This is a genomic window from Pedobacter westerhofensis (genome assembly GCF_900182595.1).
Classification (GTDB): domain Bacteria; phylum Bacteroidota; class Bacteroidia; order Sphingobacteriales; family Sphingobacteriaceae; genus Pedobacter; species Pedobacter westerhofensis.
Map to the genome: position 1 here is coordinate 1 of NZ_FXTN01000017.1, position 15575 is coordinate 15575.

Here is a 15575-nt window from a genome sequence, read left to right on the forward strand (position 1 = left end):
AACGACTTAAAGCCTTCGGCGACTTCTTCCTAGGTGGAGGCTGACCGCCTCCACCTAGGAAGAAGTGGTGTTGACACAGTTCGCTTTACACTCCCCAATAATCACTCGGCAGCGCACATCCAGAACCTTTTACCTCACAGGTCGAAACAGCCGCAAGAAGTTGCATCTGTACTGTAATGTCAGCTTGCCTAGGTCTCATTAAAACCATCGATAAATTCAAACTCCCCTTCCGTTTAAACCCGCATGTTGTGAAATAAAATTATGCTCTGAGTAATAACCGTTATAACGTTTGCCACACGTGATGAGATCTAATCCGTCGGATAAAGTCGCAACAATTCGAACGGAAATCCCGGCGGATGCAGGTGAGACACTTACAAATATTGATGTCCGCTAAATGATTCGTCATTTTTTTTAGAGAGGAGCAACTTTCATATATGTTACCTATGAATGAATGAAGATTAATGAGTAATATTAATTGAAAATCTAAGCATCTATAACTTCCCATTCATTCATGTTTATCCCGCTGAGCAGGTTATCAAATCTGCTTTTATGAATAGCAATACAAAGGAGGTGTTCGGGACGTGATAATCCAACGTAAGCCATTTTTACACATTCTTTATGGCGTACTCTTTGGTCGGTAAATGGAATACCTAATATTTGGTCAGTGAGGTATTCGGATTCATGTTTGCCGTTATATGAAGTTTCTAAATATAACGTTGCCGCATGGGTTTGACCTTTTACAGCATGCACTGTGGTTACTTCGACATTTTGCCCGTTTATTTTGAGGATAGGTGTAAGCAGCGGCGCAGGTACTGCTCGGTTAACTGCTGTTGGAGCAGGACTGTCCACAAAACTTTGCGCTTGATTAAGTGTAAGGTTGAATAGTTGCAGGAAGTCCGTCAGATATTCTTTGATGAATTGACAGGCTTCAGCCACTGAACCGGCGACCAATAACAGCGAGCAGTCATAAATTTTTTGGCTAAATTCATCATAATGATTGGTTGCCCCACCACTCCTTAACTTGATGTGATCGATCATGGATTGCTTTGAAAACCGATGACCTTTGCTAGTCTTGGCACCTTCCAGCCGCAAAATTTTCAGCAGCGCATTAATAATACTGTTCCGGACTGGTTTTAAACTATTTTTCGTCAGATCACAACTCTCTAAGTAGCTTTCGAGACAATTGTGATCTACTGTTGGCCGCAGGCTTGATTTGCTAAACTGTGGAATATAATCCATTAGCCGCACGCGGCCGACTTGAGCAACGCCATCCGGCCACTCGGTATTCCAGGCAACGATTTTTATTGGGGATCTTGGGTTTTGCGGGAATTCCCCGGAATTCTGCAAATCTGTAATGAGCTGCAGAAAGCGTTGTGGCACGTTGGTGATTGTCGCATCTGAATATCTTAATAAATGAGGTTTCAAACCGGCCTGGCTTAAACCGTTGATGGTAAAACCCTGTGGTCGAAAAATGGCGAAGTTCTTCACTAAAGCTGCAATTTCAGGTCCCAACCGTTGACTGCCGCTGAGCGCTAAAACACGAGGACGGTCTATCCAAATATCTTCCAGTTTGGCGCTACCGTTAAAGATAGCCTGGTTTTTATCGCCAATACGCTGGTAGATTGAAGTACTTTGACCATTCTCGTAAAAAAGTTGTTCTAATACATCATACTGGTGTTTATCCATGTCCTGCATTTCATCCACAAGGACCAGCGAGAATCGTTTTTGAATTATGGTTTTAATACCGGGGTAAAGTTGCAAATATCGATTGGCCAGAAAATAAGCATCGTCATAATGCAGCACACCATCATTCATAACTTTTAGTTTTAATTCTGTCATCCATTTACGGATGCGCTTTTTTTCATGAACTGAAAAATCAACATAGTTTTTACTGTTGGGCTTAGGCTTAGCTACCAGAACCGGTTTACCATTGACCGAATCTGTTATCCTTGTGCTGTATCCATTGCACTGGAAACGATAATAATATGCAGACTGGCTGCCAGTTAAGTAATATCGCGCGTTTCGTTGTTCCTGAGCAGTAAAACCTTTGATATTAAGCCCAAAATGCCGGTCAATGCTTTCATTGTAAAGTTCGTTATCGATCCTTACGATTTTTCGCCCGAATTTAAAGGCAAAATACGGGAAAGCCATGAATTCGTCGACAAAGCTCTGAATCGTACCCAGAAAGTTTGGATAGTTTAACAGTTTAGGGCAATGGTGTTTTAAACGTGCACGGATCTCATCGATAGCCGCATTGGTATGGGAAATGATTAGGATGCCTGAGCCATCATGGATAGGTAAATGCTTTTCCAATATCAGCAACTTCGCTAAAATGGCAGTTGTTTTCCCACTGCCCGGAACAGCCTGAAGATCGAGCGAAGAAAAATCAGCAATAAAGTTGCGGCGCTCCTGGTCGAAGACACAGCCTTCAGGCAGTAAGATACCTTCGGCATAAGCATAGTCGGCTGCCGATATATCAATAACCGGAAGCATAGTTTATGGCGTCAAAAATGTATTGTACCGGGTTGTTGACGATCGCAAAATCAGCCTTCATCATTCCCTGATCTTTCAGCAATAAAACAGCGAAATACTGGGCAATGACGGCTTTAGAAAGTTTTCTTTGGTCGATGATGAAGTTATACATCAATTCGAAAGCAACAGCTTCCGCGGTCTTCCCGGCCAAAAAGTTATTCCAGGCGATGTCTATCTTGTATTGCTGCAGTTGCTGAACGGCCATTTTACTTTCCTTAGTTCCTGTGTAATTATCCGCCCGATTCTCTTCGATGGCGTATTGAATAGCGGTAAAAAGTAATTTCCGTAGGTATGGGTGCAGCGCTATACAGTACTCCAGTGTCCAAAAATTGGATATAAAAGGTTTAACGGATTGCCCTTCCAATTTTGCAGCCTTTGCGGCAAGGTGGTTAGCCGGGTTGTAAGCGGAAATAATATTTTGTCTAACAAAGTCGGTGGCCTTAATCTTATAAGCCGTAGCATATTCCACTGGGCGGAGATCGAGGTCGTTTAAGATCGCTACGGGTATCGTCATATGAGGGTGTTTCGTTCTTTGAAAAATATTACCATATCTCGAGAACGCTGTGTTATTGATCGCCACGACAGAAACATTGGCGGCGGTCAGGTCTCGGGGGATGATTTTAAAGTCGCACATTTTTTTAGCGATTGCGGGAATGATCATCTCTTCAGCTACACCCTCAACAATAATCACACCTTTGGCAAAGAACAGGTTAGATTTGGTGACATCTAAAAAGCGCTCCAAAAATGGGTAGTCCGTTTTGCGTAGTTTAGTGTATGTTTTTCCTAAGGGGAACGCATAGGCGTTATGACACAGAATCACATTTTCTAATTTGACTTTGGAAACCAGGTTCGGGCTATGGCTAGTTAAGATAAGCTGTATATCTCTATGTTTTTGTAAGGCTTCAATGATCTGCATTTGGGCTTGCGGATGAAGATGTGCTTCCAATTCCTCAATCAGGCCTAATCGTACGCCCGTCCAGCTTTCTTTATTCAGGTGTAGCAATTCGGCGGCCATAAACAATCGATTGAGGGTTCCCAGCCCTGGATGCGCCTCATCTAGTAACTGAAGGGTGAGCATCTCCAAAATACTTTTGATGTCGCTGGAGGTCGCATCGAAAGCCGTTTCATATTGCTCGCCATAAAACCCTTTGATATAACCGTCAATTCTTTCTTTGATCTGTTTTCCTTCCAACGGAAAACTATCGGTTGGTACACCGCCTACATCTTTGACTACTTTAAACTCACCCCTAAAATACTTGTTTAGTCCGCTGCGCAACACTTCAAAAATCGCTACCAAATCATGGTCTTTTCCAGCTTTAAATGCCGGGTCGCCTAATAAGATCTGTGACAACCTAGAGTTTCGCTTAGCAATTAACTCACTTTCAGCATCCCGTAGCGGCTTGAGGTAAGTAGCTTTTAAGTATTCGCGTGCTTCAGCATTTAGTTGACTTCCTTCGGCATCAGGCCCGGCTTTGACATCGCTGGGAAGAATTTTTTTACCGCGCCGCGACACATCGTATACCACTCGCAAGTAAGGAACTGCTTGATTCCCGGTACCTTTCCAAGCCAGCCATTCGGTAAAGTTTTTTGCTTCAATGGCTTCAAATCCGTCGAATATCAATTCAATCCTGAATCGCGAAGTTTCTTTATAAAAATCTTTATCTTCGATCCTGATAAATTCGTAACTATGTGTTTTCAAGACCAGTTTGATTGCGTCAATTATAGCGGATTTACCTGAATCGTTTTCACCTATGATCACATTGAGCCCTTGGGTAAAATCCAAATTAAGATCCGCATGACTGTCAGCATCGATATCACGGTCAGAGCCGAATTTTCTGAAGTTCCAAAGTTTGAGGTTGGAAATAAACATGGAAAGGCGAGTTAGTATTCAGGTTATCAGTGCAATATAAGGTTTATTTTAAAAAGGCGGCTCATCAATACCTAAAAGAACTTTGAAGTAATCCTGCTCGTCTCTCTTATCTGCCTTTTCTTTTGGACGGGCCAGCACACCCGTGGTACTAAGTTCTTTGATCCGAGCTTTTGAAAAGGTTTGCGTCGCCGTATGAAACATATTAAAGATGATATTGATACAATAACGGCCCTCTAGCGACTCTTTAATGTTTTTAGTATGCCGATTGGGAACGCCAGATATCATCAGGGTGGGCGCGATATGAATAGGTAAATGCTCCGTCGCGTTGTTACTGATGACGGACGGACAAAGTTCGTTGACTGTGCCTATAAAGTTGAAGAGCAATTCGGGATAAGGATTGAACTGTTTGACCTCACAAAAGCTGATCAGGCTGGTTTGACCGACGTAAGAAAAAGTCATTTTTGTTTCATAGTGGTCCTTACTAAATTCGATGCCGCCCGCTTTGACTATGGTGATATCCGGTGTGGTAAATATCTTTTCATGGTGCCAGGACTGCACCGCCAGGTTATGGTGGATCTCGAATGCGTGACTAATATCAGCCATTTGTTTACTAACTTTAAAAAAGGAGAAATTACTTTGCATTCCCATGGTTGAACATTTGTAGCGATATTGACCTTTTTGCAAACCATCAACCGAGACAGTATAATCATTCAATTCATAGTACCGCACGATATAATTGAAGCAACTCATTTCAAAAAAATCACTCATTCGATCCGCCTGATTGACGATCGAGGCTTTATATCGGTTAACGAAATCGCGAATTTCTTTTTTTAGATCCTCTTTATCCCTGAATGGCGACTTTGTCTTTTTTTTGGGGGCGTCTGCATCAATTTCCTCTTCCATCATCGATAGCTTTATAGTTGATTAGTTGCTGGAGAAACTCGATCGTCAGTGTATAATTCCACAAAAATTCATTGATCTCATAGCGCCGCATTAATTTTTGGTAGGATATCAAAATACCCTTGATGACATGTATTTCATCGGCATTGAGGATATAAGTACCGATCCTGACCGCGCTGGTAACTTCATTTCGGGTCACAAGCCCATAAAATTTTGTTGCCGCATCGAGATTGACGATCACCCGGTTATAAAATATAGATAAGGCTAGCAATACCTCCACTACGTCCAGATCATCTTTAAGTATTTGATATTTTGGATATTGTTCAATGATGCGCACAGATTCCTGAAATCGATTTTGAAACTCATTATAAATAGGTCGGGACAGCTCCCTCGGAAGCCGGTGCGTCATGATGTTGATAATAGGAGTTTCCTCAGCCATAAGGTAAATCGGTCAATAGCTGAACGCTATGATTTAAGGTTTATTTAAATATATGATTCTTCCACAAATATTGCACAACCGCTAAAACCGTTCACCTAATTCTCGGAACATTTCAATGGTAGTGACAGTCCTGATGCCCGCGGGCGCGCAAATGTCCGGAATCTTAACACGGGCTATCTTAGTTGGCTGGCTGGTTTCGTGCGTTACAATTGTGTTACCGCCCGATAATGCATGCGCGATCAGCCAGGCATCTGCTTCATCGGCATCAAAAAATGTATCTAGTGCGCGTTGGTTATATGGAGGTTGCCGTAAACGTGCGATATTGATTACTTGTGCATATTGCCCTATCACAGGTGCCGAGGGGGCGAAAAAGGCAGCTGGTAAATTGCCGTCACACCAGGTGGTCAATGCATCTTTATTTCGGTGTAGCTCCGCTTTAATCTTATCAATACTGATAATTCGGCCGGCGACTGCCAATTCGCCGATCTTTGCCCAAAAGCTTGTCGCCACATCCAGCGGGTAGGTATCACGGTGGGCCTGTATAAAAAAGTTACTATCAACAATCAGCGGTGCCATCTCTGCTACAGTTTATTAATAAAGTTTTGATAGGTATCACCTTTCAAGCCGGTCAACTGATAGGCTTCGCGGTATAATAATTGTTTTTCCCGTACGGCGCGATCTACCAGGGAGACATACCGCAAACCCAGGCGTTTCTTTTGCGTAAGGTAAAAATCACCGCCGCCGGCCATATTTTCTTTTTTGTATTTAACGCCTTCGTGGTATTCACCGTACCATTGAAAAAAGGTTGCCTTACTAATCTTTCCCAAATCCAGCGCTCTACGGGCTAGCACAATAGGGCTGACTTTAAAATAACGGGACATCGCCTGAAGGTTTGGGTTACGGGCCCAAAAATGTTTAAATTCATCTCTTGGTACTAATAATTCGGCGGCGACCTGGTCACAAAGTTTTTCCAAAGGATCATCTGCAGGTAATAACTGTTGCATATCGAACCCCGCGCTTTGACCGATCCAAATATGCGCTAGTTCGTGCGCGATGGTGAACATTTGTGCCGCTTTACCATCTGCCGCATTTACAAACATAAAAGGCGCATGGGCGTCCACCAATATAAAGCCCCGGCATTCCTCCACATCAATGGGCCGGTGATTATTATTTTCGACTACACTATTGAATACCACCTGAATGCCCGCATTTTCTAATTTCGCCGCTAAATGATCCAATGCATCCGCCCAACTTTTTACCCTGCTGGCCCAAATAGGTTCTAGGTTCAATGTCTGTCTGATACTTTGTACGATAACCATCGGATTGCTTTCTCCCGCTGCACTACCTACGTAATTCAAGGCCGGGAATTCATTGTCCACCAAATATTCCGCTAACCAGTCTTGCCTTTTTTGGATCAGCAGGATCGTATCATAAACATTTAAACTTACGCCCTGCTGCTGCCCGCCGCCGGTCCTGAAAAAAGGAAAATTGAGCGCCTCATGTGGCGGTTGGTCTAAAAATAAATAACCAAAAGGCAAATGAACCCGATGAGAAAATTCTTCCAGTTGCTTCAGCGTCGGTAGCTTCGCGCCAGACAACCAATCCTGCACTTTCGGAAAACGTGTCGTAAAATCACGCAGATCATGCCCCGCCCGGGCAATTGCCCAGCTCAGCATATTCACATTTGGTCTGACCTCCGTATTCATATGTCCAAAAATAAACGATTTGAACCGGAAATGTATTTAATTATCCAATTATAATCGGATATATTTTCAGACCAAAGTAATCCGGGCAGCAATCGACCGGGCGCTCTTGGGGCGAAGTATGGATAACAAAACATTATCTTTGATTCCCAATACTTTTTAACAATATGTCTCACACTATGGTTGATGGTGATGAGCTGATACCTATTAAAAATTAAGACAGTTCGAAATGAGCTTCCAATGGTGTTGAAGATAGGAGTCAAAGATTCTAAGTCTTCAACTCCATTAAACTTGCTGACTATTTAGTTTGCAAATAAGCAATTTAAGATCTCATTCCATAATTTAAATTTAGGTTCTTACTTATTTGTTAAGGTTTTAATCGGAAATAAGAACATACCTTTTGTCACATTAGAAGAAGAATGGGTGACAGATTATAATTCTAAAAGAACCCTTGAAGCCTTGGATGGTAAAACGCCATTGCAATATAGAGCACATTGGAATCTCAGCATGGAGTCAGCTCCCTTGAAACTGACTCCATGCTGAAGGATTAAAAATAATATATAAATTTGAATTCCTCGCCTCCTACATCGATTCGAAAAAAGGGAGGGTTACAAGTTCACCAAAAAAATCTCTTCGCAGTTTGCACTAGAGACCGCGAGGATATTTCAAAGTTATTCTACAGCTGGCCGATAAACACAGCCAGCCGTTACAAAATTGCCTCAGTCGTATTCGTGGTAAAAGTAGTCCACCCTGATCTATTACCGCGGAATAAACTGATACCTCCCCCTCAGCTGATTAACAAGATCTTTAATCCTCCCTTCAAATTGCGTTTTGAGAATCAACATCCTGTAGTCACTCTTTTGAAAGAAATTCATCAGCTGACAGTCGAGAAGAGAACCTAGCAAATAAAATGTATGTGGAATCTCTTCAGTGTACGCAAAGAAAATTGGTGATCTCCACTCTGATGGCACGTAAACTTGATTTCCCAACTTAAAACGAAGTTCAAGTTTATAATAATCATCATACGCTTTCCAGATAAAACATAGCTGAGGTACTTCCCTGCTCAAAATACAAGGTTTCATATCCTTTTTCCGCGGCCTCCCCTTCACATTTTTCATCCCATGAGAATAGAAGTGGTTTTTATACATCCTCCCTACAAATAATGGCATTGCTTCACGCCACAGTTCAAACATCCTCGTAAAACGATCCGATGTGATCTGGTCCTGTAAGATCCACAAATGTGGCTCAGAATCCTTAGGAATATGATCCATCACCGCAATCTGCTTCATTTCGAAACAGATATCCAGAAGTTGCTGCTGCTCATCATCCAAATCCGGCAGGAATAAGTTATCCCGGTTCATTACAAAACTTTTAAAGCCCTTTAGTGCAGACTTGTTTTTATCAAGGTAGCCAACATAAGGGATTAAAAAAGGCCAGTGATTAGTAGCCCATCTTCTGGGACGCATGTCTACAAGACAGAATCCCAATACCGCCTCTGCATTCTCAGGATCGGATTCGATCACCGTTGGCACCGCTGCAGTTGGTTTACCCTCATCATCAGTGATCGCTGGGAGTACATGTCCCGGTTTATAAAAGCCATGGTATCTTACCCTGAAATGCAGCGATACAGTATCATACAGATTGCTGTTCACCACAAATTTGGACAGTCCGGTAGCCGCATCAAAAAATCCCGGCCAGTAATACTGCTCAAAATCGAACTCATCCCAAGTGCTTAATAGTTGATAAACTGCAAAATAGGCATGGCGGCTTAGATAGGTTTGATCCGTATCTACGCTGCAGCTGACCAGTAAGGCTGATTCAGTGACTTTAAGATAAACATACTCTACCGGTTCATTTTTCAATTTAACCTGCAAAGTCAAAATTTCATTTTCAAACTTGACGCGTTTACACGAACTGTCCCAAAATCCCATTCGTGGTTTTCTGAAATCAGAATGTTTGTTCAGCGTGTCTAGCGTTAGCACCCTTGTTCCGGGTTTAAAAGGAAGACTGAAAAAGCTATCCATAACACACCTCGCTCTCTGTTTTAAGTTGCCTGTAAACTTCTGCATCCAGGGCGAGTGCTTCAATTTTGTCCTGGCAAAGGACGTCTGCCACTTTCAGGAATGCAGCCACCTGATTGTATAATCTCTCCGCATCCGGCTGCTCTACCACAAAATCATCTTTATAACGTGCTGCAGAATAACTGCTCACCATCAGCTCAAAGAGCCTCCTGCCCTCTTCTCCCTCGCCCAGAAATAAACCCGACATCGCAGGCGAAAAACTATCACATAACCGCAGCAGCCTGTATAGGTTATGAATATCTGACCGGTAAGCCAGATGTACCCTGATCATACAGATACAGCATTGTTCAACAACCTGGTGCAACATGAAAACACATAGGTGATAATTGCCTTTCCGCAGGCATTCCATCGCACTTTCCAAAAAGCCCGCAGCCAACGCCATGCGCCGTCGATAATGCTTCTTAGCTTTTTCCGCGGCCCTGGTGGGGATAAAATCAGGCACCCGAAAGGATTTGATGGTCGGATCAGCACTGTAAAGCAGCTTGCCACTATTGGCCACGGTAATAAAAAAACGGTTATTAGCCCTAACAGCTTCGGTAATCGTCTCTTTCCCGTGTACCAGGATCGTAATGGTGCCGTACGGGAAATGGTGGTTCGCATAATCCTGCACATGATTTTCAATCCTGGTAGCGCTTTCTATCACCATTAGTAAATAGTACTGGTAATTTTCATGAGCAGCACTTTCAATAAAGCATCCCCTTTTGTTGGCTGACTCCATAAACTCCCCGAAGCAATAGATTTGCAGGGGTTGATATTTGTCTGCCAGGTCCTTGATAAATGCTGCAAATTCCTTTTTCTGGATTTGACTTGTATTTTGGTCTTCTACTTTCATTTTCTTAGATTTAATAATTCTGCCTGTTCAAAATGCAGCGCATCTACATTATCTTTCAGATCCTGAGGGATACGCAATGGCTACTGGCATTCTTCATAACGACATTGGTTGTCTGCAGATCCTACCATGCGTAAACCTTCGTTATGCTCATCATTTTCACAGAACCGGATCAGGGCCAAATGCAATACAAAGGGACTTAAATGATATCCCAGAAATCGGTTGAGGGCATGAAAGATCTCGTAGGGAAGTTTAGCCTCAAAGAAATATCCCGCCCGGATGAGCAGGTGAACGGCTTCTTTCGCTAGCTCATATGACTTCTCACTTCCGGGAATTTCATCAAAATCCGGGGCGACATCTTCTTTAACCGCATACATTTCCTCGTCCTCGCCCTGCTCGTCAGTCCTGTAATAATTATAGATGTCTTTGCCCGCATGACGATTGTGATGAAAAGAGATATTTAATAATGATTCATCGTCCTTCAATGGAAAGAAACTTTGCGAATTGCTTTCTTCTAATGCCCTGGCAATACTGTCAAGATCATCTGAAGAGTAAAATGGTTTTTCAAGGGCTTCTACATCCCTGACATATCCCGGTGCTGCACCCATTAAAAAGGTAAGTTGCTCTGCATTGTAGCCTTTGGCTATTCTTTTGAGCATTACACGGTAAATGGTTTCCAATTGAAATGCAGGGATTTCTTTAACTGTTGTCATTTTAGTTTTGGTTTTAAGTTGATTATTGGACAATTATAGGTCTGGCGAATGCCAGCATTGAAAAACGTATTACCTGTGCCATCGCTGCTTGTAAAGAAACTGACGGGGAGTCATTTTCCTTTTGCGGGGAGGGCGCAGATCGGGCTCGAAAGGCCCATAAATCTTAAATCCGTACCTGGAATGCCTGTAAAGAATAAAGCAAAGCACGGCCATGGCGAGTATGTTTTTCGCGATTTCCATATTTAAAAAGATGGTTTTATTGATTAAGAAAAGATTTGATGATCCGGATCAAATCCGGTCGAAATATAGGGGGGACTAATTAATCGGGTGGTTTTTGAAAATGATGCTGTTCCCCAGCGATGATGATCCAGGAAACAGAAGATGGATTGCCAAATAAGCAGGCAGGATAAGACGCATGCGAAAGATTAGCGGCACAGATACAATAAATAGCGCTGTGAGCAGGAATGTTTGTACTGGTAGCGGTGGTTAGATTCTTTTTCTTCATTTGGATACTATTGATTAAGATTTCAATAGAACCATGTACAAGAAATGAAAAAGGACGAACAAAATACAGGCCCGGCAACAGTTCTTGTAGTCAGCGCTACCCGGTGGAAATCGGGGAATAGTAAAACTATTCAGACACTACAATAAGCTGCCCCGGACCTATATATTGCAAATATAGGAACCGGCGCTCTACTTATTACCCGTGTCTGCTTAATTTCCACATTAGCGCTGACGAGGTTCTTAAATAGAACACCTCAAAATTTTAGAGATGTTATAAAATTAATATATTGTTTAACAAATACTCATATACACTTTATTTTAACAGAACAAATATAATTATTAAGATTTAATTAAACAATAAAGAAATTAAATTATTGACAGGACTTGGTTGCAAAAGCATGAATTACCTTCAGAAAAGTTTAGGAATAATTCGAGCATGTTGCCAATAAAGGTCTGTCCAACCCCTAAAAAGCGCCCTTTTCACCCGTGTTTTCTACATCAAAGCCGTTAGTTAATCTGGGCTGGCAAACTGTATCACTGCAATGTGGATCAGATCGCCACAAAAAACCACTTTTTCGCCAAGGTCTTCCAGTACAAATAAGGTATGGCCCAGCGTATGTCCAGGCGTTGCTACAGCACGCAGGCCTGGAAATAGTTTTGAATTTCCCCGAAAGGTCTTGATCTTACCGGTCACCTGATATGGCTTAAATACTTTGATGGCGTTAATAAACGAGTTTTTATTCGAAGATAAGGCGTTGGGATCTGCTTGTTGCATCCGCTCCTCATCCAGCCAGTAGTCTTTTTCTGTACAGCGATAAACCAGAACATTTTATTTATTCATATGCAATACCGGGTCACTTGCTGCGGCTTGGGCAACGACATCACTATTATGCCCCGAGGCGATAAGCCATTTACCATTCTGCCTGACAAAAACGATGGTGGCGATATTGTCTTTATCACCCTGTTTATTAGTGCCGTGATCGATGCCGTCCGGCGGATAAAATGCGCCGATGTGTGTTACCCGGTACATGATAGCCACATCATTAGTGAGAAACCGGAGGTTGCTGCTTTTGTCGACTGCTTTGGCATCTTTTAAAAAAGCTGTAATAAAAGCCTGGTGCGCGAACTGCACCTCTTTTAAATTACGCCAGTGCATACCCACCACGTTGATCCAGTGGCAGTCGGGCGTCATGTAATCTTTCATATCACTAAAATTTTGGTTTCGCCAGCTGTTGCCGAACCTGGCCCAGGTTTTTTCGATGGCGGATTCGTCGGCAGTGCGGGTTTGCGCTTTAATCGCAGTTGTTCCGGTTAGTACCAATAAGATGATAAGTAATTTTTTCATGAGTTTTCAATTAATGTTTCTTCGAAACTAACGCTCCTGCGTTAGGCATTTTTGGAAAGTAGACCGTTTTCTCCTGTGGATGGTCATAAAGCAGTTTTGTACGGGCCAGCCGCTTTCATCGACGATGAAATGGTTTGAGTGGTTTATATGAGCTATTGGTCTATTTTGTTGATAAGGACGCAATATTGTCCTTACCTTTAATCATCATGGGGCAACTGGACTTTATATTTTCCCGCAGGACACCCTGGCGTTTGTGTCGACATCTGGCTTTCTGGGTAAGCTGGTATTTATTCCAGGTTTACCTGTATTCGTTTACGCCATCGCCGATTTTAACAAAACTGAGCTTCTGGCAAAGGATCGTGGTTAATTTAGGAGAGAGCTTCTGGTATATGTTACCTGCGCTGTTTTTAGCTTACTCCCTGAATTACCTGGTGATTCCCAAATTGATCATCACGGCGAAATATCTCAAAGCAATACTGGCTGTGCTTGGGTTGTTATTTTTAACGGGCGGACTATCTGCGCTGCTGTCTTTGACCATCGTAGAATATTTTCGCCGGCAATACCTCATCGGGCATCCCGGTTTATTGCCGGGAGTGATCCCCACGCCTTTCAGCATTCAACTTTTCATGGCCTGGATCTCAGGGCTGCGTGGAAGTATTACAATCGGGGGCCTGGCCGCGTCCATTAAGCTCATGAAATATTTTTATGAAAAACAGCAGGAGAAAACCGTTGCCGAGCTACAATTGTTAAAAGCACAGCTACATCCCCATTTTCTGTTTAATACACTCAACAATATTTATTCGCACGCCCAGGATACCGCGCCCATGGCCGCTGAGATGCTGCTGGGGCTATCTGAGTTGTTGCGCTATATGCTTTATTCCTGCAACGCCCCACTGGTGCCGCTCAAACAGGAACTCCAAATGATGCAGGAATATATCGATTTGGAAAAGCAGCGTTACGGCAATGATCTTGAGGTGATTCTGCAAATTCCTGCGATCGATCCATACCTGCAGATCGCTCCTTTGCTGATCCTGCCCTTTATCGAAAACTGCTTTAAACATGGTGCCAGCCACATGCTGGAAAAACCCTGGATCAATATTCAATTGCATATGGCCGGCCAAACCATGCACCTGAAACTGATCAACGGCAAAGCCGCGATAGCAAAAGCAGAAAGTGGCGGCATCGGTATCGCTAACGTGCGTCGGCGTCTGGACCTTTTATATCCGGCTCGGTCTGATCTGCAGATCATTGCCGAAGATGAAATGTATATCGTAAATTTAACGCTTGAACTCCATGAGCCTGCCCGTTTATAACTGCCTCATCGTTGATGATGAACCGCCCGCAAGGGAGGTGCTGAAGCGCTATATCCAAAAACTGCCGATGCTGCACCTGGCAGGAGAATGTAGCAACGCCTTGCAGGTTATACCCTTCCTGCATAGCCATCCTGTTGATATCCTGTTTTTAGATATCCGTATGCCACAACTTAATGGACTGGAACTGGTGAGCACATTGGTTAACCCGCCTAAGATCATTTTTACGACCGCCTTTGCCGAACACGCATTGGAAAGCTACGAATTGCAGGTTACGGATTACCTGCTCAAACCGATCAAATTTGAACGGTTTGTCAAAGCCGTGAATCGCGCTATGCCCCAGCCAGCTGTTACTTCGTCAGCACCTGAATCGATTTCGGCTGCTAAAGATAATTTTTTGTATTTCCGTGCCGACCGCAGAATGATTAAGGTTATGCTCAAGGACATCCTGTACATTGAGAGCATGAAAGATTATGTGAAGATCATTACGCCGGGCGGGCAAGTGATCACCAAATATTCCATGGCAGCGCTGGAAGCCATGCTTCCGGCTACCGATTTCCTCCGCATCCACCGTTCTTTTATCATTTCCGTAAAAGAATTGAGCGCCTATACAAATACCCATGTACAGCTTGGTACCATCGAATTACCGATCGGTAAGATGTACCAGCATGAAATACTGAAAAACCTATCCTCATAACATTCCATTTTGGAACATTAAATACCTAATCTGGATGTCGGACTGGTTCGCCCTCTGCCATGTCGGCCAAACCCGTGCATATCATAAACGATCAGCGAGATTTATTGAGCTGTTCAAATCTTTTCAGGCGGGCGTAGTTATATTGCTGTAAAAGTAACGGACATACGTTATAAATAATATTTGAAACTACGAGCAATGCAGCCGTCAGATACTGGATGTAAATCAGCGCCACAATTGTTGACATGAAAAAAAATAACAGGCAAAAGAAATGGAACCTTTCATACATTCGAATTGTTGACCTGTAACGTATAGCGCTCGCGGCATCGTGAATGATTTTTTTACGTTTGTAGCTATCACCATTCTGCACGAATTTACGAATGAACCGGACACCGAGTTGCTGATAAAAAACGGGATTTTTGCTTAATTGTAACCAGCGCGAAGGAATTGTCAATGCCGCTAATGATAAGGCAGTTATTACCCATAGTTGGTTTTGTGAAGCATATCGCAACCAAAGAGCTGTAACGGGTAAAAAACAAAGGAATGTCCAGAATGCGTTGATCAGTTGTCCCATTATTCAAAGGTACTAATCGAAGTATAAGAAGTTGATTTTCAATTCACAATAAACTATAAATTATCGATGCGCTAACCTATT

At 42.9% G+C, this 15575-nt stretch carries 16 protein-coding genes; 2 read left to right on the forward strand and 14 right to left on the reverse strand.

What is annotated here, in order from left to right:
• Positions 1 to 483: 483 nt before the first annotated feature.
• The 13 genes from FN831_RS25470 to FN831_RS25525 form a co-directional block, all read right to left on the reverse strand.
• Positions 484 to 2493, reverse strand: coding sequence for a UvrD-helicase domain-containing protein (locus tag FN831_RS25470; protein WP_142531040.1), 2010 nt, complete (start codon positions 2491 to 2493; stop codon positions 484 to 486).
• Positions 2477 to 4402, reverse strand: a complete 1926-nt coding sequence (locus FN831_RS25475; protein ID WP_142531041.1) for an ATP-dependent nuclease — start codon at positions 4400 to 4402, stop codon at positions 2477 to 2479. Before FN831_RS25475 ends, FN831_RS25470 begins: the two co-directional genes overlap by 17 nt.
• A 48-nt stretch (positions 4403 to 4450) precedes the next feature.
• Positions 4451 to 5308, reverse strand: a complete 858-nt coding sequence (locus FN831_RS25480) for a hypothetical protein (RefSeq protein ID WP_142531042.1) — start codon at positions 5306 to 5308, stop codon at positions 4451 to 4453.
• Positions 5289 to 5741: a hypothetical protein gene (locus FN831_RS25485; protein ID WP_142531043.1), complete on the reverse strand. Its 453-nt coding sequence runs from the start codon at positions 5739 to 5741 to the stop codon at positions 5289 to 5291. Before FN831_RS25485 ends, FN831_RS25480 begins: the two co-directional genes overlap by 20 nt.
• A gap of 81 nt (positions 5742 to 5822) precedes the next feature.
• Positions 5823 to 6317 (reverse strand): DUF4411 family protein, encoded by a 495-nt coding sequence (locus FN831_RS25490; protein ID WP_142531044.1) that lies wholly within the window; start codon positions 6315 to 6317, stop codon positions 5823 to 5825.
• A gap of 5 nt (positions 6318 to 6322) precedes the next feature.
• Entirely contained in the window at positions 6323 to 7447 is a 1125-nt protein-coding gene (locus FN831_RS25495) for an ImmA/IrrE family metallo-endopeptidase (RefSeq protein WP_142531045.1), read from the reverse strand.
• A gap of 755 nt (positions 7448 to 8202) precedes the next feature.
• Positions 8203 to 9468: a hypothetical protein gene (locus FN831_RS25500; protein WP_142531046.1), complete on the reverse strand. Its 1266-nt coding sequence runs from the start codon at positions 9466 to 9468 to the stop codon at positions 8203 to 8205.
• On the reverse strand, positions 9461 to 10357 hold the full coding sequence (locus FN831_RS25505; protein ID WP_142531047.1) for a HEPN domain-containing protein: 897 nt from the start codon (positions 10355 to 10357) through the stop codon (positions 9461 to 9463). Before FN831_RS25505 ends, FN831_RS25500 begins: the two co-directional genes overlap by 8 nt.
• 80 nt (positions 10358 to 10437) lie before the next feature.
• Positions 10438 to 11067, reverse strand: coding sequence for a hypothetical protein (locus FN831_RS25510; protein WP_142531048.1), 630 nt, complete (start codon positions 11065 to 11067; stop codon positions 10438 to 10440).
• Between the two features lie 69 nt (positions 11068 to 11136).
• On the reverse strand, positions 11137 to 11307 hold the full coding sequence (locus FN831_RS27825) for a hypothetical protein (protein WP_185960604.1): 171 nt from the start codon (positions 11305 to 11307) through the stop codon (positions 11137 to 11139).
• Between the two features lie 79 nt (positions 11308 to 11386).
• Entirely contained in the window at positions 11387 to 11572 is a 186-nt protein-coding gene (locus tag FN831_RS25515) for a hypothetical protein (protein ID WP_142531049.1), read from the reverse strand.
• Between the two features lie 510 nt (positions 11573 to 12082).
• Positions 12083 to 12346, reverse strand: coding sequence for an MBL fold metallo-hydrolase (locus FN831_RS25520; RefSeq protein WP_142531050.1), 264 nt, complete (start codon positions 12344 to 12346; stop codon positions 12083 to 12085).
• A 54-nt stretch (positions 12347 to 12400) separates the two neighbouring features.
• Positions 12401 to 12916, reverse strand: a complete 516-nt coding sequence (locus tag FN831_RS25525; protein ID WP_142531051.1) for an SgcJ/EcaC family oxidoreductase — start codon at positions 12914 to 12916, stop codon at positions 12401 to 12403.
• Between the two features lie 206 nt (positions 12917 to 13122).
• Here FN831_RS25525 and FN831_RS28205 point away from each other — a divergent pair, with 206 nt between their 5' ends.
• On the forward strand, positions 13123 to 14229 hold the full coding sequence (locus FN831_RS28205; protein ID WP_246101761.1) for a sensor histidine kinase: 1107 nt from the start codon (positions 13123 to 13125) through the stop codon (positions 14227 to 14229).
• Positions 14210 to 14923 (forward strand): LytR/AlgR family response regulator transcription factor, encoded by a 714-nt coding sequence (locus FN831_RS25535; RefSeq protein ID WP_142531052.1) that lies wholly within the window; start codon positions 14210 to 14212, stop codon positions 14921 to 14923. The genes FN831_RS28205 and FN831_RS25535 overlap by 20 nt, the downstream gene beginning before the upstream one ends.
• A 91-nt stretch (positions 14924 to 15014) precedes the next feature.
• Here the strand turns inward: FN831_RS25535 and FN831_RS25540 are convergent, their stop codons facing one another.
• A complete protein-coding gene (locus tag FN831_RS25540; RefSeq protein ID WP_142531053.1) occupies positions 15015 to 15494 on the reverse strand; it encodes a glycosyl-4,4'-diaponeurosporenoate acyltransferase CrtO family protein in 480 nt (159 codons plus the stop codon).
• Positions 15495 to 15575 lie beyond the last annotated feature (81 nt).

Bases quoted from the DNA above. Each gene is read 5' to 3' on its own strand.
- FN831_RS25470 (WP_142531040.1), bottom strand. From the start codon at position 2,493: ATGCTTCCGGTTATTGATATATCGGCAGCCGACTATGCTTATGCCGAA.
- FN831_RS25475 (WP_142531041.1), bottom strand. From the start codon at position 4,402: ATGTTTATTTCCAACCTCAAACTTTGGAACTTCAGAAAATTCGGCTCT.
- FN831_RS25480 (WP_142531042.1), bottom strand. From the start codon at position 5,308: ATGATGGAAGAGGAAATTGATGCAGACGCCCCCAAAAAAAAGACAAAG.
- FN831_RS25485 (WP_142531043.1), bottom strand. From the start codon at position 5,741: ATGGCTGAGGAAACTCCTATTATCAACATCATGACGCACCGGCTTCCG.
- FN831_RS25490 (WP_142531044.1), bottom strand. From the start codon at position 6,317: ATGGCACCGCTGATTGTTGATAGTAACTTTTTTATACAGGCCCACCGT.
- FN831_RS25495 (WP_142531045.1), bottom strand. From the start codon at position 7,447: ATGAATACGGAGGTCAGACCAAATGTGAATATGCTGAGCTGGGCAATT.
- FN831_RS25500 (WP_142531046.1), bottom strand. From the start codon at position 9,468: ATGGATAGCTTTTTCAGTCTTCCTTTTAAACCCGGAACAAGGGTGCTA.
- FN831_RS25505 (WP_142531047.1), bottom strand. From the start codon at position 10,357: ATGAAAGTAGAAGACCAAAATACAAGTCAAATCCAGAAAAAGGAATTT.
- FN831_RS25510 (WP_142531048.1), bottom strand. From the start codon at position 11,067: ATGACAACAGTTAAAGAAATCCCTGCATTTCAATTGGAAACCATTTAC.
- FN831_RS27825 (WP_185960604.1), bottom strand. From the start codon at position 11,307: ATGGAAATCGCGAAAAACATACTCGCCATGGCCGTGCTTTGCTTTATT.
- FN831_RS25515 (WP_142531049.1), bottom strand. From the start codon at position 11,572: ATGAAGAAAAAGAATCTAACCACCGCTACCAGTACAAACATTCCTGCT.
- FN831_RS25520 (WP_142531050.1), bottom strand. From the start codon at position 12,346: ATGCAACAAGCAGATCCCAACGCCTTATCTTCGAATAAAAACTCGTTT.
- FN831_RS25525 (WP_142531051.1), bottom strand. From the start codon at position 12,916: ATGAAAAAATTACTTATCATCTTATTGGTACTAACCGGAACAACTGCG.
- FN831_RS28205 (WP_246101761.1), top strand. From the start codon at position 13,123: ATGGGGCAACTGGACTTTATATTTTCCCGCAGGACACCCTGGCGTTTG.
- FN831_RS25535 (WP_142531052.1), top strand. From the start codon at position 14,210: ATGAGCCTGCCCGTTTATAACTGCCTCATCGTTGATGATGAACCGCCC.
- FN831_RS25540 (WP_142531053.1), bottom strand. From the start codon at position 15,494: ATGGGACAACTGATCAACGCATTCTGGACATTCCTTTGTTTTTTACCC.